Annotated in this window: 24 protein-coding genes, 2 rRNA genes and 1 riboswitch (1 of these 27 cut by a window edge); of the genes, 2 read left to right on the top strand and 24 right to left on the bottom strand. The window is 46.5% G+C overall.

All coding sequences use genetic code 11. The annotated features are described in order from the left end of the window. Nucleotides 1-183: 183 nt before the first annotated feature. The 11 genes from spoVG to MKY97_RS00130 all read right to left on the bottom strand — a co-directional run bounded on the left by spoVG (nucleotide 184) and on the right by MKY97_RS00130 (nucleotide 10,353). A complete protein-coding gene (gene spoVG, locus MKY97_RS00180) occupies nucleotides 184-468 on the bottom strand; it encodes a septation regulator SpoVG (protein WP_017691372.1) in 285 nt (94 codons plus the stop codon). A gap of 188 nt (nucleotides 469-656) precedes the next feature. Beyond that, the gene (gene purR / locus MKY97_RS00175; RefSeq protein ID WP_342553598.1) at nucleotides 657-1,484 is read right to left on the bottom strand and encodes a pur operon repressor; all 828 of its coding nucleotides are present in this window, start codon (nucleotides 1,482-1,484) and stop codon (nucleotides 657-659) included. Between the two features lie 96 nt (nucleotides 1,485-1,580). Beyond that, the gene (gene ispE, locus MKY97_RS00170) at nucleotides 1,581-2,435 is read right to left on the bottom strand and encodes a 4-(cytidine 5'-diphospho)-2-C-methyl-D-erythritol kinase (RefSeq protein ID WP_342553597.1); all 855 of its coding nucleotides are present in this window, start codon (nucleotides 2,433-2,435) and stop codon (nucleotides 1,581-1,583) included. Nucleotides 2,436-2,585: 150 nt separating this feature from the next. Beyond that, complete coding sequence (locus tag MKY97_RS00165) at nucleotides 2,586-2,759, bottom strand: small, acid-soluble spore protein, alpha/beta type (RefSeq protein ID WP_342553596.1); 174 nt, start codon at nucleotides 2,757-2,759, stop codon at nucleotides 2,586-2,588. A gap of 254 nt (nucleotides 2,760-3,013) precedes the next feature. After that, on the bottom strand, nucleotides 3,014-3,286 hold the full coding sequence (locus MKY97_RS00160) for a Veg family protein (RefSeq protein WP_342553595.1): 273 nt from the start codon (nucleotides 3,284-3,286) through the stop codon (nucleotides 3,014-3,016). Between the two features lie 174 nt (nucleotides 3,287-3,460). Continuing rightward, nucleotides 3,461-4,357, bottom strand: coding sequence for a sporulation peptidase YabG (yabG, locus tag MKY97_RS00155; RefSeq protein ID WP_342553594.1), 897 nt, complete (start codon nucleotides 4,355-4,357; stop codon nucleotides 3,461-3,463). 57 nt (nucleotides 4,358-4,414) lie between these two features. After that, entirely contained in the window at nucleotides 4,415-5,308 is an 894-nt protein-coding gene (rsmA, locus tag MKY97_RS00150; protein ID WP_342556186.1) for a 16S rRNA (adenine(1518)-N(6)/adenine(1519)-N(6))-dimethyltransferase RsmA, read from the bottom strand. A 13-nt stretch (nucleotides 5,309-5,321) separates the two neighbouring features. Continuing rightward, entirely contained in the window at nucleotides 5,322-5,867 is a 546-nt protein-coding gene (rnmV, locus tag MKY97_RS00145) for a ribonuclease M5 (protein WP_342553593.1), read from the bottom strand. A 154-nt stretch (nucleotides 5,868-6,021) separates the two neighbouring features. Beyond that, on the bottom strand, nucleotides 6,022-7,206 hold the full coding sequence (locus MKY97_RS00140; protein ID WP_342553592.1) for a ubiquitin-like domain-containing protein: 1,185 nt from the start codon (nucleotides 7,204-7,206) through the stop codon (nucleotides 6,022-6,024). Between the two features lie 268 nt (nucleotides 7,207-7,474). Next, a riboswitch (cyclic di-AMP (ydaO/yuaA leader) is annotated at nucleotides 7,475-7,727 on the bottom strand. A 241-nt stretch (nucleotides 7,728-7,968) separates the two neighbouring features. Next, entirely contained in the window at nucleotides 7,969-8,736 is a 768-nt protein-coding gene (locus MKY97_RS00135; protein WP_342553591.1) for a TatD family hydrolase, read from the bottom strand. 339 nt (nucleotides 8,737-9,075) lie between these two features. After that, nucleotides 9,076-10,353 (bottom strand): HD domain-containing protein, encoded by a 1,278-nt coding sequence (locus MKY97_RS00130; RefSeq protein WP_342553590.1) that lies wholly within the window; start codon nucleotides 10,351-10,353, stop codon nucleotides 9,076-9,078. 328 nt (nucleotides 10,354-10,681) lie between these two features. Between MKY97_RS00130 and MKY97_RS00125 the strand changes: the two genes are divergently transcribed. Continuing rightward, nucleotides 10,682-10,936, top strand: a complete 255-nt coding sequence (locus MKY97_RS00125; protein ID WP_017691383.1) for an AbrB/MazE/SpoVT family DNA-binding domain-containing protein — start codon at nucleotides 10,682-10,684, stop codon at nucleotides 10,934-10,936. A 246-nt stretch (nucleotides 10,937-11,182) separates the two neighbouring features. Here MKY97_RS00125 and rsmI read toward each other — a convergent pair whose 3' ends face one another. From rsmI to MKY97_RS00075, 10 genes are all read right to left on the bottom strand, one after another. Next, nucleotides 11,183-12,067: a 16S rRNA (cytidine(1402)-2'-O)-methyltransferase gene (gene rsmI, locus MKY97_RS00120; protein ID WP_342553589.1), complete on the bottom strand. Its 885-nt coding sequence runs from the start codon at nucleotides 12,065-12,067 to the stop codon at nucleotides 11,183-11,185. Next, complete coding sequence (locus tag MKY97_RS00115) at nucleotides 12,068-12,847, bottom strand: tRNA1(Val) (adenine(37)-N6)-methyltransferase (protein ID WP_342553588.1); 780 nt, start codon at nucleotides 12,845-12,847, stop codon at nucleotides 12,068-12,070. 75 nt (nucleotides 12,848-12,922) lie between these two features. Then, nucleotides 12,923-13,291 carry a DNA replication initiation control protein YabA gene (locus tag MKY97_RS00110; RefSeq protein WP_342553587.1) on the bottom strand — a complete coding sequence of 123 codons (369 nt, stop codon included), beginning with the start codon at nucleotides 13,289-13,291 and terminating at the stop codon, nucleotides 12,923-12,925. A gap of 28 nt (nucleotides 13,292-13,319) precedes the next feature. Then, a complete protein-coding gene (locus MKY97_RS00105) occupies nucleotides 13,320-14,120 on the bottom strand; it encodes a stage 0 sporulation family protein (protein ID WP_342553586.1) in 801 nt (266 codons plus the stop codon). A gap of 114 nt (nucleotides 14,121-14,234) precedes the next feature. Beyond that, nucleotides 14,235-15,206: a DNA polymerase III subunit delta' gene (holB, locus tag MKY97_RS00100; RefSeq protein ID WP_342553585.1), complete on the bottom strand. Its 972-nt coding sequence runs from the start codon at nucleotides 15,204-15,206 to the stop codon at nucleotides 14,235-14,237. A gap of 9 nt (nucleotides 15,207-15,215) precedes the next feature. Continuing rightward, on the bottom strand, nucleotides 15,216-15,659 hold the full coding sequence (locus MKY97_RS00095) for a YaaR family protein (protein WP_342553584.1): 444 nt from the start codon (nucleotides 15,657-15,659) through the stop codon (nucleotides 15,216-15,218). A gap of 357 nt (nucleotides 15,660-16,016) precedes the next feature. Next, nucleotides 16,017-16,346, bottom strand: coding sequence for a cyclic-di-AMP receptor (locus MKY97_RS00090; RefSeq protein WP_047914178.1), 330 nt, complete (start codon nucleotides 16,344-16,346; stop codon nucleotides 16,017-16,019). A 63-nt stretch (nucleotides 16,347-16,409) separates the two neighbouring features. Beyond that, complete coding sequence (gene tmk, locus MKY97_RS00085; RefSeq protein WP_342556185.1) at nucleotides 16,410-17,057, bottom strand: dTMP kinase; 648 nt, start codon at nucleotides 17,055-17,057, stop codon at nucleotides 16,410-16,412. Between the two features lie 672 nt (nucleotides 17,058-17,729). After that, nucleotides 17,730-19,460 carry an aminotransferase class I/II-fold pyridoxal phosphate-dependent enzyme gene (locus tag MKY97_RS00080; RefSeq protein ID WP_342553583.1) on the bottom strand — a complete coding sequence of 577 codons (1,731 nt, stop codon included), beginning with the start codon at nucleotides 19,458-19,460 and terminating at the stop codon, nucleotides 17,730-17,732. Nucleotides 19,461-19,649: 189 nt separating this feature from the next. Continuing rightward, nucleotides 19,650-19,835: a sigma factor G inhibitor Gin gene (locus tag MKY97_RS00075; RefSeq protein WP_145406591.1), complete on the bottom strand. Its 186-nt coding sequence runs from the start codon at nucleotides 19,833-19,835 to the stop codon at nucleotides 19,650-19,652. Between the two features lie 423 nt (nucleotides 19,836-20,258). Between MKY97_RS00075 and MKY97_RS00070 the strand changes: the two genes are divergently transcribed. After that, the gene (locus tag MKY97_RS00070) at nucleotides 20,259-20,783 is read left to right on the top strand and encodes a hypothetical protein (RefSeq protein WP_342553582.1); all 525 of its coding nucleotides are present in this window, start codon (nucleotides 20,259-20,261) and stop codon (nucleotides 20,781-20,783) included. 270 nt (nucleotides 20,784-21,053) lie between these two features. Here the strand turns inward: MKY97_RS00070 and MKY97_RS00065 are convergent, their stop codons facing one another. The 3 genes from MKY97_RS00065 to MKY97_RS00055 all read right to left on the bottom strand — a co-directional run. Continuing rightward, nucleotides 21,054-21,494, bottom strand: a complete 441-nt coding sequence (locus tag MKY97_RS00065) for a hypothetical protein (protein ID WP_342553581.1) — start codon at nucleotides 21,492-21,494, stop codon at nucleotides 21,054-21,056. Nucleotides 21,495-21,702: 208 nt separating this feature from the next. Continuing rightward, a 5S ribosomal RNA gene (gene rrf, locus MKY97_RS00060) occupies nucleotides 21,703-21,819 on the bottom strand. 96 nt (nucleotides 21,820-21,915) lie between these two features. After that, nucleotides 21,916-24,097, bottom strand: a 23S ribosomal RNA gene (locus tag MKY97_RS00055); it runs 761 nt beyond the window's last position.

The raw sequence follows: 24,097 nt of genomic DNA, 5'->3' as shown, positions 1-24,097 counted from the left end.
CGCCGTGTACTCGTGAGCTTAACTGAATCCCAACGATTCCTAAGATGCCGCTCTGCAACCGAACGCATGACGCGCTCCGGTTCTCTTTGAATAAACTCAATACTGAATATATCTTATTCCGGTCAAAAAGAAAAGAGAGCCATAAGACATGGCTCTCTTTTCCTTCGAACCCCAATAATGTTCTCAGGCACCTTCTTCAATGACTTCTTCCTCAGTTGCTGCACGGTCATATTCAGTTAATACTGCTGCCTGAATCTTCTCACGTGTACCGGAAGAGATCGGGTGGGCGATGTCACGGAACTCTCCGTCAGGAGTCCGCTTGCTCGGCATTGCAACAAACATTCCGTTGTTACCATCGATGACACGAATGTCATGAACGACGAATTCGTTATCGATGGTAATGGATGCGATAGCCTTCATTCTCCCTTCCGAGTTAACGCGGCGGAGTCTGACATCCGTAATTTGCATGTGTGTGTTCACCACCTTTTTCCATCAGAACTTGGTGTATAATTCCACACAGCCTATACGAACTCCTTCTTTTTATAACCATAAAAATGTCCTAATTTCAGGAATTTTTTTATTTAATACACAATTCGACAATGTTAGTCCCAGGTCGATGGAAAAGAACCTTTCCCGACATGTTATTCGCCATGATTCTACAGATTGAAATAGTTACCTGGCGAGACAGAAATGTGTCTGCTCTTGGCATCAACCGCTGTCAGCTTCGTGAGAGATACGTAATCCGTCAGCAAACGCTCCTCTGAATCTACAGAACCAGACTCCACCAAAACACCAACTCCGGCCACTGTCGCATTAAACTCCGCGAGCAGATCAATCATGCCCTGAACAGTACCCCCGGCCTTCATGAAATCATCCACGATCAGCACCCGGGAATGTTCTTTCATAGCCCGGCGGGATAGGGACATCGTATGCAGACTTTTGTGGGACCCCGATACATAATTAATACTTACGGCCGATCCTTCTGTAGCCTGATGGTCCCTGCGAACAAGTACAACAGGAAGGTTGAGCTGGGCCCCGGTAGCATAAGCAAGCGGGATTCCTTTGGTTTCCACCGTCATGACTACATCAATGTTCATATCGCCAAAAGCTGTTGCAAAAATTTTACCCGCTTCATTCATCAGAGCCGGCTGTCCCAGAAGGTCTGACATGTACAGGTATCCCCCTGGCAAAATCCGATCCGGCTGCGCGAGCTGGGTTGACAGCCGCTCAGCAAAAGCAAGTGCATGTTCAACAGGCACCTTCGGAATCCACTTCACTCCGCCCGCAGCACCTGCCAGCGTGTGCAGTTCTCCCGACCCACCTTCTTCGAACACTTCCTTGATAATAGCCAGATCCTCACTAATGGATGACTTGGCAGCACCATAACGTTCGGCAAATGTGGTGAGCGGAATCACCGTATGTGGTCTGGACAATAAGTATTGCGTCATTTCAACCAGCCTTGCGCTTCGTTTTAACTTCTTCACAGAGATCCATCCTCACGATCACGGAAACATCCAAATCCGAATAATTATTTAAAAATATACCACCTTTATACGTGTTTGTACATTATAAAAGTAAATTTACGTTAACATCCGTACAGCGTAGACTTCTTTGCAAAATCCCCGCAGCCCATTATAAATTCGTGCAACCTTGGCTTCCTTGGACACGAGTCCAAATACAGTTGGACCACTGCCAGACATCAACACGCCGTCTGCGCCAAGACGAATCATAGCATCTTTGAGATGCTGTACCTCAGGATAAAGTTTCAAAGTCACATCCTCCAGCACATTGCCCATCTGGCTGCAGACCTCAGTAAAGGATTGATTGCGAATGGCTTGTTCCATTTTAACTGCACTTGGATGCCGAACAATCTTGTCACTGCGAAAACGTCCATATACATCAGCCGTCGATACATTGATTGGAGGTTTCGCCAGAATAACCCAACACTGCGGCGGATTAGGAATCGGAGTTAACTTCTCCCCCCGCCCTGTTGCAAGTGCAGTTCCACCTGTAATACAGAACGGTACATCCGAGCCGAGTTCTGCTCCAAGTTCCTGCAATTCCTGATCCGGTATATTCAGCCGCCATAGACGATTCAGACCTCGCAGCGCTGCGGCAGCATCACTGCTGCCGCCGGCGAGACCGGCAGCGACCGGAATTTTTTTGTCCAGATGAATATGAACTCCCGTACGTACGCTGTAACGCTCCTTGATGAGTCTCGCCGCCTGAAAGGCCAGATTCTTCTCATCCAGCGGAATATAACCCGCCTGGCTGGAGATTACAATGGTATCTCGTGGCAGTTCTGACATCTCAAGCCGATCGGCCAGATCAACCATCGTCATGATCATTTCAACTTCATGAAATCCATCACTTCTTTTATGTAGAACATCCAACATCAAATTGATTTTAGCAGGCGCTTTTTCGTAAATTTTCAAGACGTTCACCCGTCCTCACCTTTTCCCTAAGACAACTTAACATATTATATCAAAATGGGGCTGTCAAGTCATTTGTATTCCGCATCTAGGGGGAAAAAGCGGGGTGTCTCAAGATGAATTGCCCCGCTCTCCAATCTGGTTAAATTGTAGCTATGATTTACGCGCTGCCTGCTCTGCCATCTGAATTGCCCGTTTCACCATGTTACCCGCATCCTTGGCCTTGATCCCACCCCAACCTTCCTGCTGAACAGTGTCGTAGAAGCCCAGATCTTTCGCAAGCTCATACTTCAGTTCCTCCGACATGACACTTCTTCTTCGACTCATAAACCATCCTCCTCCAGATCTTGATCAAGTCACAATGAGTCCCTCTGATTCGGGATCGTTTAATCCCCAGGTTCTGGTGCATGCTTCCCGTCGTAACGAACGGGCGCATTCCTTGACCTGTTCAAATAGTATGCCGCCTGCATTCCATCGTCATTCCTGCATATGTATGGTTTCAATCTTGGGAGAAGCTGCATTCGTACTAAAAAATATAAAAAGGCGATTCGCTGTGAAAGCGAATCGCCTGAAACCAATGCTTACGTCTCCATGTAGGAGCTAGTCTCGCTGCCTGGGTCAAAGACCATAACTTCCACAGACTCCGTAAGTATATCCGCATAGCTGTAAGATACTCGCTTGAATGTTTCCTGCTCCTCATCAAGCTTTACAATAAAAACAGAAGGGTACGTTTCTTCCAATACACCCGTACGCTCAATCGTCTTACGGCGGCCACCATTAGCCCGCAGCGTAATTTTCTGACCAATATGTGCATCGAGATTGCGTTTGATATCCAACAGCGTATTTTTAGCCATTGTGGACGTCCACCTCTTTTCTTGTCCATTATACTGAATTTTACAGCCATTGTCAAATCAAAGCTAAATATTATATCAGCACTAAAAAGTTGCTGTCAATGATTTTTTTTGCAAATAAAAAAAGCCCCTTTCAGGGCTGCTGCTGGACCGGAGTGCGACTCCGGTATAACTTCATCAGACTGCAGATGGATTTACTTTTAGCGTAGATAAATCATTGAGTCCTGGCAGGCCTACCCGGTAACTGCCTTTGGTTTCCACACCACCTACACCTTGGATACCGCTAATCGTATTATGCAGTACATCATTCATGTTTACGGTATCCCGAACGGATGTGAACGAAGCCTTGGCGGCCACATAGACGGGATCAAGTGCATGAATGAGAATTCGACCTGGAGAACTTGCAAAGTTTGCGCCGGCACGCAGCAGTGCTTCAAAATGAGACTGACAGGCCCCTGCAATAATGGTCAGCGCATCAAGATGACGCTCATACTGCCTTGCGACCTGAATGGCCGAGACAAAATTTTGTGAATTTTTATAACTCCCCAAACTATAGAGATCATAGGGCTGCCTTGTCTTTAACACACCATCATGACCAGTAATCACTACGATATCCGGACGAACTTTGGGCAGCAGGCGGTATAACGTATCTGCCATTGCTGATTCATGCACATACTGTCCTTCTGCAGGAACACGAAGCTGTTCATACAGATTCATGCTTTTTTTCAAATAATTCGGGTCACCATCCAGGTGCAGCACCTTGCCGGGCATTTCGAAATACGCAGGCTCCTGCTGTGCAGCCCATTCCTGCATCAAACCTTCCCGGTTACGCTCTGCCTGCTCCATACGATGCTGCTGCAGGCGGGAGAGCGTCTGATGGGCTTTAATATGTGCCTGACGCGTTTTTGCACTCTGTGGTTCGTAAGGAACCTGTATCAAATCGTCCACCGGGGAGTCAGCCAGCAGCCGGAACTCGGTCCCTTTAATGACCGCAGCATCTGACTGGAGTCCTTCTACCCGAAAAGTCACATCGCCACCGTATGACTTCCGAACGACCAAGTCTCCGATATTCATCACCATTATCACCTCTACCCCATCGTATGGGCAGAGACCCGGATTGGTTCATTAAAATTACAGTCCGCCGCGAACCCCGGCTTCCCACATTACCGTGCTGAGGGTCGCATACTCCTGCAGACTTAATGTCTCTCCGCGCCGTGAGGGCTGTATACCTGCCTGCTCCAACAGTTGATCCGCCTGCTCTCTGTTCTCCTTCGAGAAGAAGCGGGCTTTAAGATTGTTGGAGATTGTTTTTCTCCGCTGCGCAAACGAAGCCTGCACGACTTCAAAATAATGCTGTTCGTTCGGAATCTGCACTGGAGGCTGGTCACGAACCTTCAGCTTAATAACTGCTGACTCTACGTTAGGCTGCGGGATAAATACGGTAGGCGGTACCACACAGACCAGTTCCGGCATACTGTAATACTGCACGGCAATACTCAGACTTCCATAATCCTTGGAACCTGGTGCCGCCGCCATGCGTTCAGCTACTTCCTTCTGGATCATGACCACGATGCTGTCTACAGGCAGCTTCTCTTCCAGCAGCTTCATCATGATTGGCGTCGTTACATAATAGGGAAGGTTCGCAACAACACTTACTTTATCAACCGAAGCGAAGTCTGATGCAAACAGCGCAGCCAGATCCAGCTTAAGAACATCTCCGTGATGAATGCGTACATTGGGATACGGCTCCATGACCTCTCCAAGGATCGGCAGCAGACGTTGGTCAATTTCCACAGCCGTAACAGGACCAGCCGCACGCGCGAGGCGCTCCGTAAGAGCTCCAATCCCCGGACCAATCTCCAGAGCGCCCTTGGACTCGTCCAAATCGGCAGCGCCCACGATTTTGTTCAATATATTTTGATCGATCAGGAAGTTCTGTCCCAGACTCTTCTTAAAGGAGAATCCATGCCTCTGAATAATTTCCTTAGTGCGTTTGGGTGTTGCAATTTCAACGGTTTGTTCCATGTCTTTCATAACCTCACAATCCTTCACGTTCGATTTGCGCTAATGCATCGGAGAACTCTTCTCTTGTAATCTGGAAAACACTCAGCCGTTTGTGAAACTGTTTGCCGTTGCAATACCCGATCCCCAGCAGGTTGCCCATCTCCATGCGTCTTGCTGCAGCTTGCGGGTGTATAATCAGTCCTGCCTCAATGAGGTCTTCCCAATCAATCAGACTTGGTGCACCTTCATAGGATGTGTGTACACGTGCCAGAGCATGACGTATGGCCTCCGGTGAAGCATTCTCAACGCCGATATCCCCTTTACGTGTCGCATCTGCCTCTGGAATGAACGCATGTTTGCAGCCTGGAATCTTATTGGCAATGATTTTACGAATACGCTCACCCGCATGGTCCGGATCTGTCAAGATGATGACACCCCGTCTCTCCTGAGCAAGTGCAATTCGCTTCAGTATACGCTGATTAATAGCAGAACCTCCGGTTTCGATCGTGTCTGCTTCAACGGCCCTTCTAATGGCTACCGTGTCGTCACGGCCCTCCACAACAATTACTTCTTTTATCATGTTCCAATTCTTCCTTTCTAACGCAAAAAGAAGAGGAATATCCTCTTCTCTGCCAAACGGCGGAGGAGACTGAATTCAGACTCCTCCGCCGCATATTCCGCATGAATCTTCATGCAACTATTTTATAGCATTCCCATTTCAAAGTAAAACGATTTTAGTTCGCTTCCGGCTTCACGGGTCCAATCACATATACCGTTTTGCCTTTCTTACGTCCGAAATTCAGGGCATGCTTCACACTGTCATAATAAACATCAATTTTGTTGCCTTTAATCGCACCACCGGTATCTTCCGCACGACGGAAGCCTAGGCCCTCGATGTATACCCACCAGCCAATTGGAATGACTTTCGGATCAACTGCGATAGTGCGGCCTTCCGTTACACGAGTACCGGAAGCTGTCTTCGTACCAATGCCTGGCTCTTCAGCAGAGTAGGCTGTCATGGATACATTTTTCAGAACTTTAGAATATTTAAAAGAATTCCCGGAGACCGTAATCACCTTGCTGCCCGAGGCAGATGTTTTCTTCGAGTTCGATACTGCTGTTTTGCTGCTTTTCGAAGTTTTGGCCGATACCAATTGAACCTCTGGCTTTTTCTCAACCGGCTTCGCTTTTGTACCTACTGCAATAACTTTGTCTACACGATTGGAAGCAATCGTTTTGCCGACCATTTTTTTGGAGACGAGTTCTCCATCTTGAAACACTTTTTCGATATGCTGCACAAGTGTGCCTTCCTGACCTTTCACTACTACACGATTATCCCCTTGGAACAAACTAGGATCTGCTGTTTTGACAACCTTGTAGGCAATCGGATGCTTCACGTCCACTGTACGCTTTGTTACACGCACTACACGAATCTTCATATCCGATTTTACAGTAGTTCCGAGCGCTGGATACACTTTATCATGCTTTGCAACTTCAATACCTGATTGCTGAATTACATCTTGTACCGATGAATCGGTTGTATACAGAGTCTTGGTGTCTCCGTCTGCCGTAATGTTAACTGGGATGGCCCGCTCAATAACGATTCGGTCTCCGTCCGTAATCGCCCCATTCATGGGCATGGATACCTTGTCGTGAGGGCTGACTGTGATTGACTGCTCCTCCAGCATTTCCTGAAGCATTCCTGTACGAGTCTCTACCACTTGAGCTTTGCCGTCAATAACCAGTGAAATCTGCTTCCCGGCCTGACCGTAAACGACTAACAAGATCATGATTGCAAGCGCAATTGAGAATATCGCGATCAGTGCCATTTGACGCAAGTTCTCATGCTTCCACCGCAACGCGAAAGACTTACTGGATGATCGTGACTCATGGGTCTCTTCTGGTTGGAATCTGCCCACTTCTCCGTCCTCCTTCATAGCCTCGCCGTCTAAAGTAATGCATGATGTCTTTGACGCGACTATACCAAATTTTCTACAGAACACAGATCAGAGGTAATGATCGGTCCTGCACCATGAACCCCTCTTCGCAGCATGATGTCATCCTCCTGAATACTTACCGTATGATGACTCTATTTCTTTTATTCAAAACAAAAAAAGCCAAAGAAAGAGTGTAAGAGACTCTTTCGTGGCTTCCGAATGATTTGAATATCGGAAATTCATGCACGAGGTTGCCTCTCTTTTTCCGCTTGCGAGGTTAGCTGTCGGGTTCGGGCGAAAGAGAGCCGCCCTATCTCAGGTCACCCGCTCATGGCGGACGCCCTTGAATTCACCCCGAGACCCAAAGAAGAAATCAAATACGGCTTCGCAGAACATTCCACTGTTTTGGGTCAGCGAACGATGCGCATCGGCTGCATTCACCGATGTTTAAGCCCTATTGGTTCCCCCGCTCTCCATTAACGGAGACTCAGCGAGATTGATTCATGAAAGTAATGTTGTCTTATCGGAAAGTGTCCCTTTGTTCATCCCCCGAACATCTGTCCAATTTTCCGCACAACAATTCACTGAAAAGATGATATCCTGTTTTGATGCATGTTGTAAAGCATGGATCAAGTACGTTTTTCTAAATATTTGGTTAAAATATTGTAATATTCTTCAATAATTCGAATCAAAGAGCAAATTACCTCTCGTTAGCTTCCTTTTTCACCTGATTTACTCCTTTTTTTACCGAATCCCAAATCGTTCCATGGCATTTTTGGTGGTTATTGCAGCAATTTCCTCCACCGAAATGCCTTTAATTTCCGCAGCGGCTTCAGCAACCAGACGTACATGCGCTGTTTCATTTCTCTTTCCACGATAAGGGTGAGGTGTAAGATAAGGGGAGTCTGTTTCTAGAAAAAATCGATCCATCGGAACCTTGGCCAGCACCTCTTTAGGCTGCTTCGCATTCTTGAATGTGATTGGCCCTCCAAAAGAAAGATGGAAGCCCAATTCCAGACACATTTTCGCCGTCTCCCAGCTGCCTGAGAAGGAGTGCATCACACCGCCAACCTCACTCGCTTTCTCTTCACGCAAAATACGTACAATATCCTCATGGGCATCCCGATTATGGATGACAATGGGCATATTTAATTCACGTGCCAATGCAATTTGTTGTCGTAATACGCGGTGCTGTATTTCCTTAGGTGAGGTGTCCCAGTGATAGTCCAGACCGATTTCACCAATGGCTACCACCTTTTCGTGTTTGCACAAAGATGCAATCCATTCTAAATCACCCTCCTGCATCGTGATTGCATCCACCGGGTGCCAGCCTACAGCTGCATAGATGAAGTCATACGTTTCAGCCAGTTTCATCGTCGTTGGAATCGTCTCCCGATTAAAGCCAATGTTGATCATACGAGTAATGCCTGCATCAACAGCCCGCTGGATCATGTCCTCTCGGTCTTCGTCGAATTGTGGTGCATCGAGATGTGTATGTGTGTCGAATAACATAGTGTTTATTTCTCCCTTCATGTCGAAAATCGAATACCGATTATATGCATTAGAATTTTGAATTTATTTTTTTGAAACACAAATTTTGATTGGGACATGCCGCGATTTCTGTATTTTCACTTTTAATACTCAAGCTACTATATATAGAAGGAAAATAAAAAGTCAAATCTACATCTTGCAGCTAAACCGGATTTAAAACTGTATATTTACTCACTTTGATTACAAAATTATGTCGATCTACATATCCTCGCCATTAAAGCAGATTAATGTATCATGTAAAATAGCTCTTTTAGAAAGTCTTTTGATATCAAAATGTTTCACCTGCCGCATCATTCATGATTACAAAAAATAGGGGCGTATATGGGACGGTAATTCATGAAGGATGGCATCAACCTTGTTCTGAGGATAGTACAGATGATGTTTGCCCAGATGAAGTCCACTGATCGAACGTACAATATCAGACACTTCTGACAACTCGTGCAGCTTGTCCTGCCTATCCAGTAAAAGAATCTGCTTATCCGTGGATTGATCTGGACGAAACACGTCGTAAGGATTATCCGTTGGGAAATCAACCTCAAGATCGTATTCCGGATTCAACCCTGCATGAGCAAAAGCTTCCCTAATTTCTTCAACCATGTCCAGATCCGTCTGTTCGAGCTCCACATACTTATACAATCTGCGATCCATAAAGCGTTCGCACAGCTCACTCAGAACAGTATCGTCCTCTTTACGCCACTGCATAAAGGCTGTTTGAATCAATGATTCATCAAGCTGCAGATATTCATCAACGGAAATTTCTCCATAAAACAGTTTGGGCAGTGGTTCTACCATAAAGCGGAACGGAAAGCTCTGCTCCACTAATGCTTTTGCCCGTTTGAAGATTTGCCGTAATATAATTTCCGAGCTTCGCGTTACGGGATGGAAGTAAATCTGCCAGTACATCTGGTACCTTGACATCAGGTAATCTTCTACAGCATGCATGCCGGACTCTTTAACCACGATTCGCCCATGAAATGGACGCAGCATCCGTAGAATACGGTCCAGATCAATTGTGCCATAATTTACGCCTGTAAAGTAGGCATCCCTGAGCAGGTAATCCATCCGGTCAGCATCAAGCGGGCTGGTCACCAGATTCACAACGATTGGTTTATCATATGTTTTCTGGATGACTGAAGCCACCTTCTCGTCAAAATCAGGAGCGTACCGTCTTAGAATCGCCCCTACTTCGGTATCCCCCTTGATAATGCGGCACGTCCAGTCTTCATGATTCATATCAAAAGCTTCTTCAATGGAATGAGAGAACGGTCCATGTCCAAGATCATGAAGCAGGGCAGCACACAAGGCCACCAGTTTTTCTTCCTTTGGCCAGTCTGAATAATGACTTCGTTCAAACTGTGAGATGATTTTGCGAGTAATTTCGTATACACCTAAGGAGTGGGAGAAGCGACTGTGTTCTGCCCCATGAAAAGTAAGATAGGATGTTCCTAATTGACGAATGCGGCGCAGCCGTTGAAATTCAGGTGTATTGATCAACTGCCAAATAATCGGTTCTTGCACATGAATGTAATTATGTACCGGATCTTTAAACACTTTTTCTTCTGTCAGACGATGTTCCATTTCATTTCACTCCTTTTAAAAAATTATCTTAACCTAAATATTATCGCGTTTGGCTTCATTTTTCATCAAAGATTCGACACACTTTGACGAATTTTGTCGAATAAAGAACTTTTGTCGTTTTCCAAATCGACAAAGCTGACATGCATGTTCAAATATGAATTTACGCTCTTAACCCCTTACCACCAGCAAACTTAAGAAAAATACCCTTAATTTTAAGCTAATTTTAAGGTTGACTGTTTTGGGAATCGTTGGTATGATGAGTATCATAAAACATAAAATAATGTCGAATAATGACAATGATAGTTAGCTGAGAGGAGCACTGATTATAATGATGAAATCAACAGGTATTGTAAGAAAAGTGGATGAACTGGGACGGGTAGTTATTCCAATCGAATTGCGCCGTACACTCGGTATTGGTGAAAAAGATGCTTTGGAGATCTATGTTGACGGTGAGCGCATCATGCTCAAAAAATATGAGCCAGCTTGTATCTTCTGCGGTAATGCAGAGAACGTTACGTACTTCAAAGGCAAAATCGTTTGTAACGAATGTATTTCCGAAATCCCTGCACCTGTCGCAAAATAAGAAGAAACAGGCATACTGGAATTATTCAAATTGTTAATTCTAACCTTTCTATATTCCTTAATAACCTTCCCGGTGAAAATCACCGCTGGAAGGTGTTTTTTTATCTCTTCAAAGAGCAGACACACATTTTTCACATTTCTACGTGCTGCCCTTTTTACATTTTAAGGTTATATTAAGGTTTCTTTTAAGCTCCTGCTCATTATTTCTAACCATTTCAGGGCTCTCTTCAGATTCAGACTTCATAAATTACTCAATTAAAGCATTATAGACATCGCGTTTGGTCAGACCCCGATCAGCTGCTGTTTTTTTCATCGCATCCTTACGGCTGTTCCCTTCATTTTCGTAGTGTTCCACATGTTTCTCCAGTGACATAACCTGCCACCAAGCTTCCCGTTCAGCTTTACGTTCCTCTTCTCTAATCCCTTCAACCAACAGACAATATTCACCCAGAGGTGGATGCTCCTCCAGCCATTCAATGCATTCCTGCAGACTGCCTCTGACAAATTCCTCATGTCGTTTGGTCAACTCACGAGCGAGTACAATCGAGCGCTCGCCCAGGATTTCCTCCAGATATGTTAATGTTTTGCGGATACGGTGAGGAGACTCATAGAAAAGCAGTGTACCGTTGGACTCATTAAAAGATTCCAGTACCTTACGCATATCCTTTTTCTCACGCGGCAGAAATCCCCCAAAGGTAAAACGTTCCGTCGGTAATCCGGATACGATTAGAGCGGACAACGCTGCATTGGGACCCGGAATGGGAATGACGGTAATTCCTGCTTCAATCGCAAGCTGTACCAGATCAGAACCAGGGTCTGAAATGGCCGGCAGACCAGCATCACTAACCAGAGCCAAATTTTTTCCTTCTATTATATAGCGTATCAATTCAGGGCCACTTGCACCCTTATTGTGCTCGTGATAACTAAACAGCATGGAAGGTGTAATTTCAAAATGGGTGAGCAGTTTACGCGTCTGACGTGTATCCTCAGCAGCGATGATATCACAGCTCTGTAATGTCTTGATAGCCCGGAAAGTCATATCCTCCAGGTTTCCGATCGGAGTCCCGACCAAATACAGTTTGCCACTATGCTCGGACTGCTCACTGTAGCTTTTTTGGACTTGAATAACCATCTAGTTCCCTCCTTCCTCTGTGCGTTCAGCATGCTGCTGTCCATAATAGATGTCCATAATCTCATTACAATAGCTGCCCTGTTCATTATAAACAATGAGCGGAGGCAGCATACGTACCTCAGGTCTGCCATCTTTCATCGCTTCAATCAGCACCATATTGGCCTCCAGATGTGCTCGCGGGTGTACCATACGAATGCGCTTGGGTTCCAGCTTGTATTCACGCATTAATGATATAATCTCCCCGAGACGCTGCGGCCTGTGTACCATGGATACTTTTCCACCATTACGTACGAGACGATTGCATGCTTGAATGACCTCTTCAAGTGTACATCCGATCTCATGACGTGCCATCGCCTGATGTGTATTCATCTTGAGGTCACTTCCATTAAGCGGCATGTACGGAGGATTCACTGTAATCGCATCATACACTGCATGTCCTGTTTCTTTAACCAATTCCCGCAAATCTCCCTCACGAATAAGGATAGATCCATCTAACTTATTCAGCTGTACACTCCGGCGTGCCATATCAGCCAGTCTCGGCTGAATCTCAATGCCTTCCAGGTTTGCCTGCGTACGTGTTGTCAGCAGAATAGGCACGACTCCATTTCCCGTGCACAAATCCAGGACACGCCCCCGTTTCGGTACAGAAGCAAATCGGGCCAGCAGTACTGCATCCATAGAAAAGCTGAACACTTCATCACTCTGAATAATTCGTAAATTATGAGAGAGCAGATCATCGATCCGCTCCGATTCCTGTAAAATTACTTCTTGGTCTGCCATATAGTACACTCATCCTCCGGTACGTTAAACGTTTATAACCTTGAAAAAAAACCGTAGGGAATCCCTACGGTCACTTCATTTATTCAAAAAAGACAGGCAGAACAGACAATCGCCTTCCGTCCGCAAATGTCCATAGTAGACGTTGCAGATATGGAATCCTTCATGATAGAGCCGAGCTAGATTATCATAACCCTCACCTACTACATCTTCGCCTGCAGCTGGACCAGCTGGTCTTGCAGCAGGAGCAAGAGCAGCTGAGATTGGCAGATCTGCTGGTGCTTCTCGCTTCAGCAGTTTGCGAAGCTGCTCATTTTCAATGGTAAGCCGCTGGTTATCTTCCAGCAGCTCTTTGACAATCATTTTTAATTCTGATAAATCACCGTGCAGCTGACCCATTTGGGTTTCCATTTCATGAATGTGCGTAAACAGATTTTTCTTTTCCAAGTTTCCACCCCGAAGCAACCTTAATGGTTTACTTGATAACGACGTCATCCAGCGGAAGTTCTTTGACTTTACTGATGTCGAACAGTTGAACATGCACCGTGCGGCTGCCAGCATTAATTCCGACAACTTTGCCTTCACCCATTGAGGTGACAACCAGTTTGCCTACAGCCGGCAGTTCTTCTCTCACACTTTCATAATTATCATGCTCAAATTTCAGACAGCACATAAGTCTTCCGCACAACCCTGAAATTTTCGTCGGATTCAGTGACAGGCTCTGATCTTTAGCCATCTTGATTGATACCGGCTCAAAGTCCCCCAGCCAGGAGGAGCAGCATAATACACGACCGCAAGGTCCAATTCCTCCGAGCATTTTTGCTTCATCGCGAACACCAATCTGTCTCAGTTCAATTCGTGTCCGGAAGATGCTTGCCAGATCCTTGACCAGTTCGCGGAAATCGACTCTTCCTTCTGCTGTAAAATAAAAAATGATTTTATTGCGATCAAACGTGAACTCCACATCAACCAGCTTCATTTTGAGGCCGTGGTCTCTGATTTTATTTAAACAAGTACCGAATGCTTCCTTGGCTGCACGCTTGTTCTCATCCACCACCCGGGCATCTGTCTCCCCTGCAACGCGGATAACCTTTTTGAGCGGCAGTACCACATCAGCCTCGCCTACTTCCTTCTTGCCCACGACAACCTTACCATACTCAACCCCTCGCGCCGTTTCCACGATCACGCAGTTTTCTTTCTCGATAGGAAGGTCCAGGGGATCGAAGTAATAAATTTTGCCCGCTTTTTTGAAACGGACACCCACTACACTGTACAAAAAATTAACCCCCTTGTAAGCCAACCCCACTTCGTCTGAAGCCCTGACTTCTTAGGGAACCCGCCGAAGTTATAACCGTTTGCATAGGATTGGAACTCACGCGATCCTCCAGCCTTATGCCAAACCGATCAAAAATTGCTCCAGACAAAGCTGGCCATTGACATTAAAACGCAATTTTTTTCTGCATGCCGCGGCCAAATCCATATAGGAGACCCACTGCTCTGTGCTGCGGGTATGTGCCAACTGAGACAGCATGTCTAACTGATCTATAAAAACGATATGTTCATGCCTACCGTACTGAACATACAGCATGTCCCTAAACCACAAATGGAACAAACTAAGCAGCATGTCCAGGTGTTCTGAGAGTCCTGTTTTGAAAAGCTTCTGCTGTGCCGAGATCAAAGATGTACTCCCTCTGCCCAGGGACTCCTTCCCTAATTGTAACATTACGTTTCTAATTTCTGCAAACCAATTCTGCTGGAGAATTTCTCTACATGCTTCCAGTCCTGACGCTAAATGGACAGCGGGCCTTGCCAAATTTGCAGGATAACCTTCATCAATCAACGATTGAAGCATCTCGTCCGGATTCAGTGCACTGAAAGGTACCATCTGGGAACGTGATCGAATCGTAGGCAGCATAGCTTGACCATTGTCTGTAATCAAAATTCCTACGGCCGGAACTTGAGGTTCCTCCAGAAATTTCAATAAGCTGTTGGCCGCCTGAACGGTCATCTTCTCGGCCTGTTCTATAATATATACCTTAGGATGTCCAGCCTCCGACCTATAGGAGAAAATACGCTGTAAATCCCGAATCTGATCTATTTTAATGTTATTGCCGTCCGGCGCAAGCATCGTCAGGTCTGGGTGATTTCCATGCTCAACCTTGCGGCATTCTAGACAATGCCCGCAAGCATCATCCTCCAGCTCTGTGCAGAAGATGGCCTTGGCAAACGCCACAGCTGTCTGAAGCTGCCCACTCCCGGATGGACCACTAAACAAATACGCATGACTGATGGCCTGCCGTCTCAAACTGCTCTGTAACAATTGCTTAGCCGCCTGTTGGCCCATAATTTGTTGAAAGGACATACTTCCTCCTCAGAAGCTTAAATTAATAAGCATCCCCCGAATTTCTCCTACCTGCTGTAAGAGAGAGATTTTTCCTTCTTCTGTATCCAGCAACTCATCTGCCATAGATAACAGAGCCGAGTCAATCTCATCAATCAGTTTGTACCGTTTACCTCTGCCCCGGCGATCCCAACCCCTTGTTTCTTTCATGGAGACACCGCGGCGGACCGTTTCTTCCAGGAACCTTTTGACAAGCTGCTTGTATGCCTTTAGCTCACGAATCGTCATGGATCGGGCCAATCGATCACCTTGAGTCTGGATTTCGCTTAATCGGCGGTTAAGTTCTGCTTGCGAAGCCCGCTCCCCCTGGTGGTTCATCATATCAGAGAAACTTTTGGATTGAACCGGCTTGGAGCCGGAATCGTTGGAACTGATTCCGCTCTGCAGCGGTCTGAATCCAGGATTGATTTTCATGGATATGCCCTGCTTTCTATTATCTTTGGTAATCGCACATCAGCACAGAGCGCGCTGCGCCTGTGCGTGAGATCAACCTATATGCTTGAATACACTGTGTATATAATGGTAGAGAAAATATCCTTATCTACGCTTGTGTTCGAAGTCGCCTCTCCCAAAAGAAGCATATCACTTTGAAGTAAAATCCTCTTTGGGAGAGATTATGCCTCTTCTTGTCATTGACAAGGGCATTCCATAAGTGGAACGTACGCATACAGGGATACGTCCTTTTACATCGTTCGTTATCATCATTCAGAAGGCAATCATGCTATCGATAATGAAAAATACTCATGGATTTCATACAGAGTGGATTAGAAATTAAAAATGCTCGAAACGATCTACCGGAAGAACAAATACAGTAGCTCCACCGACTTGAACCTCAACAGGCAGCGGCAGGTAAGAGTCGGTCGTTCCACTCATCGGTGTAACCGGAGTTACGAGCTGTTCACGAACCTTACAGCTGCTGCGAATAACGTTCATAACGGATTCGACCTGACTATCATCGACACCGATCATAAACGTCGTGTTGCCTGCCTTCAAAAATCCACCCGTACTGGCAAGCTTGGTTGCCCGAAAGTTCGCTTTGACCAATGCGCTGGATAATCGGTTGCTGTCTTTATCCTGTATAATCGCAACAATCAGTTTCATCCTGCATAACCTCCTTTAGAATAAGCATTTCTATCTAGAATGCCCTGTCTATATATTAGACAATTACTCGCCAAAATCCTTCAAAATCCCGCTCTCCAACGACAAAATCATCGCTTTCTCTACCTCATCCGGAGCCTTCGAAGCATCAATGACATGGATGCGCTCCGGAAACTGTTTCTGGAGCAGCAGGTAAGCTTCACGGACCTTACGATGAAATGCCAGATTCTCCAGATCAAGACGGTTAACCTCACGACCATCATGCGCTTCAATACGGCCAAGCCCCTGTTCCGGCTCAATATCCAGATAAAGAGTCATGTCAGGCATCAGATCCCCAATCGCAAAACGATTAATTGCCCAGACATTCTCTATCCCGAGACCACGGGCGTATCCTTGATAAGCCAAACTGCTGTCAACAAACCGATCACAGATCACCGTTTTGCCGGCCTGCAGTGCAGGTTCCACCTTCTCTGCGAGATGCTGACTTCGGGCTGCTGCATAGAGCAGTGCTTCGGTTCGGGCATCCATCGCTGTATGAAGAGGGTCAAGGATAATGCTGCGTATTTTCTCTGCAATCTCAATTCCGCCAGGCTCTCGTGTAATTACGTAAGGTATACCCCGTTCTTCAAAATAAGAACCGATTCTACCAATCATGGTCGTTTTACCTGACCCCTCTCCTCCTTCCAGCGTAATGAATTTACCTCTGCCCTGCATATGCTTCCCTGCTTTCTTATTCATAGCTGCATCACTTTATCGCCATTATGCATATGCCCAGACCCTCTTGCTTCAAGATATGATCTCCGCTGCCCAGAGGTGTATAGAAACAACTGCATTTAATAACACAAAAATAATACAAGCTTATTTTCTTTCTATCATACTATAACGCGGCTTTTACTCCAACAGGCATCATGTGTCCTTTTTCAACCATAATATATATCCTTTTAAAGTAAGACAGCAGCACTCGTCTAAGCTCTTGAAACATCATATAAGAAGAGGTATATTCGCTCAACATTAATTTGTACAGAGTCTTATGACAAGCTGCATGTTTTCGGTGCTTCTTTACGCCCAACAGCATTCTGCAGATGCAGTTTAACTTACATAATAAGATTTGAACAAGACTATATCGTAAGGATGACACATGAATGAAAACTGTTTTACTGGATCTCCATTTAACATAAAGTAAGGTAATATGACCTGATAGTACTCAGCATGCTGCTTTAATTGTAGTAGGGACATTAGGTATAGAATCGCAGCCATCTTATCATAAACAGTAACCTTTGAATGCTGCTTCGTCTGAATTTCACTCGTCCCAAGAGGCATTCAAAAGGGTGTTTATACGAGAGGATATGTGATAACTGCACTATTTTCTTCAAATGAAGATAACACCTACGATGACTTATGCTTCATGACTTTTAGTATCTGATTTGTATGATCTGAAATCCCTTGAAATTTAGCTCCAGCATTGCGCAGAACCCGAATCCGAGCTGCAATTTTTGGAGTTATTTGCTCACCAGGATACACTAGAGGAATCCCTGGAGGGTACGGAATAACCATCTCTGCCGATCGATAACCTGCACAGTCTTCGATCAGAACTTCAACTGTATCTGTCTCCTTAATCGGTTGTAGGGAGAATGGAACAGGCGCTGACAATGATTCATTTTCTTCTATATTGTTCCACGTGGAAACATAGGATGGTGCATTATTTCGAGAAGCAGACTCTACAGACTCAGTTGATGACGGTGAATGTTCTGGCTTATAGGCAGCGTTAATATGCCTTAAAGCCTGCAGCACATGCTCGGCATCCTGCAATGTCGAGCCAAGACTAAAGAGCAGGACGACGTACCGCTCGTCGCTCATCTCCGGCACGCAGCCGCAAGCTTCCAGCTGCCGTTGCAGTTCATAACCGTTCAGCATCCCTGTGTCGTCATATATGACGACCTTGAAGGGGTCCTGAGCGGTATATCCTTTGCGGCCAGCCATTGCGGCCGGAATTTCATCGCCGCCGGCCGGCTCAAGCTGCAGCTGTCCGGTAGGCTGCAGCAGCTTGAAGCGCGGCAGCTCTGGGAGGCCGCGCTTCAAAGCATTCACGGCAGCAAGCCCTGCCGTGAATGCTTCCGCGCCGTGCACATGCAGCAGCCGGCGCGACAGATCAAGCGAAGCCATCACCGGGTAGGATGGGCTTGAGCTCTGCACCATGGCCAGACGCTGCCGAAGCAGGGACCGATTCAATCGTGGTCCCTGAATGTGCAGCATGGCTCCCATGGTGAAGGCGGCCAGCATCTTGTGCGTTGACTGCACTACACCGTCTGCTCCGCAGGACAGTGCAGATACAGGCAGCTCCGGATGCTGCCCATAATGTGCGCCATGCGCTTCATCCACGAGCAGCGGCATGTCAGCCTCGTGGCAAACTCCGGCAATGGGTGTCAGATCTACACCCATGCCATAATAATTCGGCAGTGTGACAAATACGCCCTTTGCCTCAGGATACTTCTGGACAGCAGCCTGAACCGTCTCAATGGACGGCATGACAGCAAGTCCCGATTTAGGGTCAACCCACGGCTCCAGGAATACTGCCCTTGCGCCTGCCAGCATCAATCCGTGTATAACCGATTTATGTACATTACGCTGTACCAGTACAATGCTTTCAGGCTCATCACAGATGGTGAGCAGCAAAGACAGATTACCGGCTGTGCTTCCCCCGACCAAAAAGAAACTTTCTTCCGCTCCAAAACAATCCGCCGCCATTTCCTGAGCCTCACGGATTACTCCCTCAGGATGGTGAAGGTCATCCGTTCCGGTAATCTCTGTAACATCCATCTCCATCATTTCCAGATAGGCATTAACCGGCACGACGGTATTACTCATATGATCTGCATTATCCGACTGATCTGCGGCAGCCCTACTCAGCTTGCTCTCTCCATCCTCTGTACGATCCCTTCTCCATGGATACTGTACATCTTGCAATGCATTTGTGTGCTGCATCCATTGGCGATAGACTTGTCCATTCTTGTGTCCTGGTACATGAAATGAACGCTGATCCGATTGACGATATGCAAGCAGCGCTTCATATATAGGAGCTTTGCTTTTATCTGAACCTGGTGTATTGTTTTCGCTCATAATATATCCATCCTGTTACTGTTATTTTCGTAAAGTATATTTCTCCGCTCTTTGTATCAGCATACGCCTTCTTATACATGTCAGACAAGACAGTCCCCGCCATACAACAAAAAAAGGCCTCTTGGGCCTATATTCAATAACAATGTCACCATATGCATTTCTAGTTCTATGTGGAGAATGAATTGTCCATTAAGCGTTCTTCTGCACCCAAATCTGTTTCATCTGATGAATAAAAAAGTTATACTTTGCATCCTGTGCATCGGTATGAACCATCTCTGCTTCACAAGTATCGCATATGAATTCAGATACAATAAAAATGCCTTCTTTCTTCCGCTGCTCGCAAATAATACATGTGTGTTCGGCATGTTCTTCCATGAACCATCCCACCTTGTTTTACGTTTACTATCAGTATTGCACAGTTTCTATTATTTTAAACATTTTCATAGTGCTTTCTTTCTATAAAATATATATATTCGCTCACCCCTTAATGGGTGTCTGTACCGGTAATATACAACAACTTTCTTACATACAACTATAATCATCTTTGATGATTCAACTTTCCATATCCCTTTAAAAGACAATACTGATATACTGCATTCCTGCATATATCCCTAAACCCATCAAGCCTACGATAAATAACCTTTAAAAAAATTGAAATTTTAGCCGATATATAAGATATGATAACGATAACAGTATTTATGGCTGAACATCATCATCCATCACGATTCCTGAACTCCCCATACATATGCTTACACAATCTAATACACCATGTTATTTTAAAGGAGGACTTAACAACGTATGACCGCCGAACCGGAGAATAAGGCAACCTTTTATCAGTACCGACTTCTGAAAAAAAAAGCTATTGCCCGCAGTGTCATATACAGCTACTTATCTCTGCCCGTTATCATGCTATTCTTTAATCTGCTAGCTTTCTCCTGGAACGGCCTCTTTTTCTTTTTACTGGCAGGGCCAATTACCGTCTGGATTCATTATGTCATTGCCAGAACAATATTACTTCTGGTCCGCACCTCGTATACCAAGCGTTGGCGCTGGAACCTGCGCATGCCTTGGTTCGGCTATGTACCGGATCAGCACTTCAGCTACCGAATGTTTGTCCGGGTCCATCTGAACATCAGCTGGATTGGCTTGTGTATCATTACTGTGTGTTTGTTATGGTCCCCAGTCTCCTTCACACTGTCACTCATATTCTGGCATCTGTGGCTGCTTGGCCCTCGCCTATATGTTGTTCTGATTCTTGCACGTGGACGTAAAGATGGTCTCATCAAATTAAACGATCAAGATGTCTCTTATTACCTGCAGTAAATAGCTATATGCTGTACCTGCAGTCTCCAGACAAGGTTGTCCACAGTGGATAACCTCGTCTCGCTTTCCCTCCATGTAGTTATCCACAGCACAGCCAAGTGAATCTCTCCGTCTCATGGCGACTTTCTGCTCACAATAAACCTACTAATTCAGTGTTTTTCTATGAAGCCCAACTTGCAGCCAACAAAAAAAGTCCTCACCTCAACCGATGAGAACTTCATGATATAGGAACATTACAATGTTAATTTATACACTCTATCATCACTGGATTCATTCATCTTCGCCCAGTGATTTTATTGTAGTTTGGGTTGTTTCATTTCGGGGAACCATCAGCGTAAACGATCCATCATGGACAGCCAGCTGTACAATATGGCCATCCTTTGAGAAAACATGCAGGTTACTGGAGGAATTCGATGAACGCTTGGCCTGTCTCTCCGTCCAACCCCAACTTTTGATTTCGTCAAGGTATACCTCAGGTAAGCTGGTATTCTCACTGATTCCAGACAATGTATATCGAACATAATCCATATCCGAACTATTTTCGGACTGGTCAGATTTATTCGCTACTTTCGGTACAGGGAAACTCTTCTCGTTAACTGCACCTTCATATGAGATCCAAACAGATCCTGAAGCCTCACCGCAACCTGCAAGAACGATTACAAGACAAAGCAGCATCACTGAATGGAGTCCTAATCTCCGCCAACTTAACACACACACCCTCCTTTTCACAGCTGCACAATCCAGCTCTTCGGTCAGGTACTTTTAGCATATTTAACATAGTCCTATTATACTGGTTTTCCCCCTGCCATCCGTAACAAAAATGTTACCTGACTATAACGAAGATGTCAGAGCTTGATCTCAAAAATAAATATAAACACAAATAAAAACCACCACCGAACATCATCGGCAGTGGTTCTTTGCTTGGCGGCGTCCTACTCTCCCAGGACCCTGCGGTCCAAGTACCATCGGCGCTAGAGGGCTTAACGGTCGTGTTCGGGATGGGTACGTGTGGAACCCCTCCGCCATCGCCACCAAACGCGATTGGATCGAAGCATAGCTTCTTCCATTCATCAGAGTTATTGTTCTCTGAAAACTAGATTCGAAACGAAACTCACGCGACTCGAACTTGCTATTGGATAAGCCCTCGACCGATTAGTACTGGTCAGCTCCATGCATTGCTGCACTTCCACCCCCAGCCTATCTACCTCGTCGTCTTCAAGGGGTCTTACATACTGGGAAATCTCATCTTGAGGGGGGCTTCACGCTTAGATGCTTTCAGCGCTTATCCCGTCCGTACATAGCTACCCAGCGGTGCTCCTGGCGGAACAACTGGTACACCAGCGGTACGTCCATCCCGGTCCTCTCGTACTAAGGACAGCTCCTCTCAAATTTCCTACGCCCACGACAGATAGGGACCGAACTGTCTCACGACGTTCTGAACCCAGCTCGCGTACCGCTTTAATGGGCGAACAGCCCAACCCTTGGGACCTACTTCAGCCCCAGGATGCGATGAGCCGACATCGAGGTGCCAAACCTCCCCGTCGATGTGGACTCTTGGGGGAGATAAGCCTGTTATCCCCAGGGTAGCTTTTATCCGTTGAGCGATGGCCCTTCCATGCGGTACCACCGGATCACTAAGCCCGACTTTCGTCCCTGCTCGACTTGTAGGTCTCGCAGTCAAGCTCCCTTATGCCTTTGCACTCTTCGAATGATTTCCAACCATTCTGAGGGAACCTTTGGGCGCCTCCGTTACTCTTTAGGAGGCGACCGCCCCAGTCAAACTGCCCACCTGACACTGTCCCCGTACCCGCTAAGGGCACCAGGTTAGAACCTAGATACGATCAGGGTGGTATCCCAACGGTGCCTCCACACAAGCTGGCGCTCATGCTTCAAAGGCTCCCACCTATCCTGTACAGATCGTACCCAAATTCAATATCAAGCTGCAGTAAAGCTCCATGGGGTCTTTCCGTCTTGTCGCGGGTAACCTGCATCTTCACAGGTATTAAAATTTCACCGGATCTCTCGTTGAGACAGCGCCCAAGTCGTTACGCCATTCGTGCGGGTCAGAATTTACCTGACAAGGAATTTCGCTACCTTAGGACCGTTATAGTTACGGCCGCCGTTTACTGGGGCTTCGGTTCACAGCTTCGGATTGCTCCTAACCACTCCCCTTAACCTTCCAGCACCGGGCAGGCGTCAGCCCGTATACTTCGCCTTACGGCTTCGCACAGACCTGTGTTTTTGCTAAACAGTCGCTTGGGCCTTTTCACTGCGGCCCCCTCGTGCTATTCACACTACCGGGGCACCCCTTCTCCCGAAGTTACGGGGTCATTTTGCCGAGTTCCTTAACGAGAGTTCTTCCGCGCGCCTTAGAATTCTCTTCTCGCCTACCTGTGTCGGTTTGCGGTACGGGCACCTTCATCTGGCTAGAGGCTTTTCTTGGCAGTGTGAGATCATGACCTTCGCTACTGTAATTTTCACTCCCCATCACAGCTCAGCCTTACGATGTGCGGATTTGCCTACACATCAGCCTCACTGCTTGGACAGACATCCATCAGTCTGCGTCACTACCCTACTGCGTCCCCCCATCGCTCGTAACGATTTACGGTGGTACAGGAATTTCGACCTGTTGTCCTTCGACTACGCCTTTCGGCCTCGCCTTAGGTCCCGACTTACCCTGAGCGGACGAGCCTTCCTCAGGAACCCTTAGGCTTTCGGCGGATCAGATTCTCACTGATCTTTTCGTTACTCATACCGGCATTCTCACTTGTATAATGTCCAGCGCTCCTTACGGTACACCTTCAACCCTTATACAACGCTCCCCTACCCCTGATGCAAGCATCAAGCCATAGCTTCGGTGGTGTGTTTAGCCCCGTTACATTTTCGGCGCAGAGTCACTCGACCAGTGAGCTATTACGCACTCTTTCAATGATGGCTGCTTCTAAGCCAACATCCTGGTTGTCTGTGCAACTCCACATCCTTTCCCACTTAACACACACTTGGGGACCTTAGCTGATGGTCTGGGCTGTTTCCCTTTTGACAATGGATCTTAGCACTCACTGTCTGACTCCCGGAAGTAAGTCTATGGCATTCGGAGTTTGACTGAGCTTGGTAACCCTTGCGGGCCCCGCACCCAATCAGTGCTCTACCTCCACGACTCTGTTTTCCGAGGCTAGCCCTAAAGCTATTTCGGGGAGAACCAGCTATCTCCGAGTTCGATTGGAATTTCTCCGCTACCCCCACCTCATCCCCGCACTTTTCAACGTGCGTGGGTTCGGGCCTCCAGTGCGTGTTACCGCACCTTCACCCTGGAC

It is taken from the genome of Paenibacillus sp. FSL R7-0652, from assembly GCF_038595045.1.
Classification (GTDB): Bacteria; Bacillota; Bacilli; order Paenibacillales; family Paenibacillaceae; genus Paenibacillus.
The sequence above is the reverse complement of the archived record's forward strand: the minus strand, read 5'-3'. Positions and strand labels throughout refer to the sequence as shown.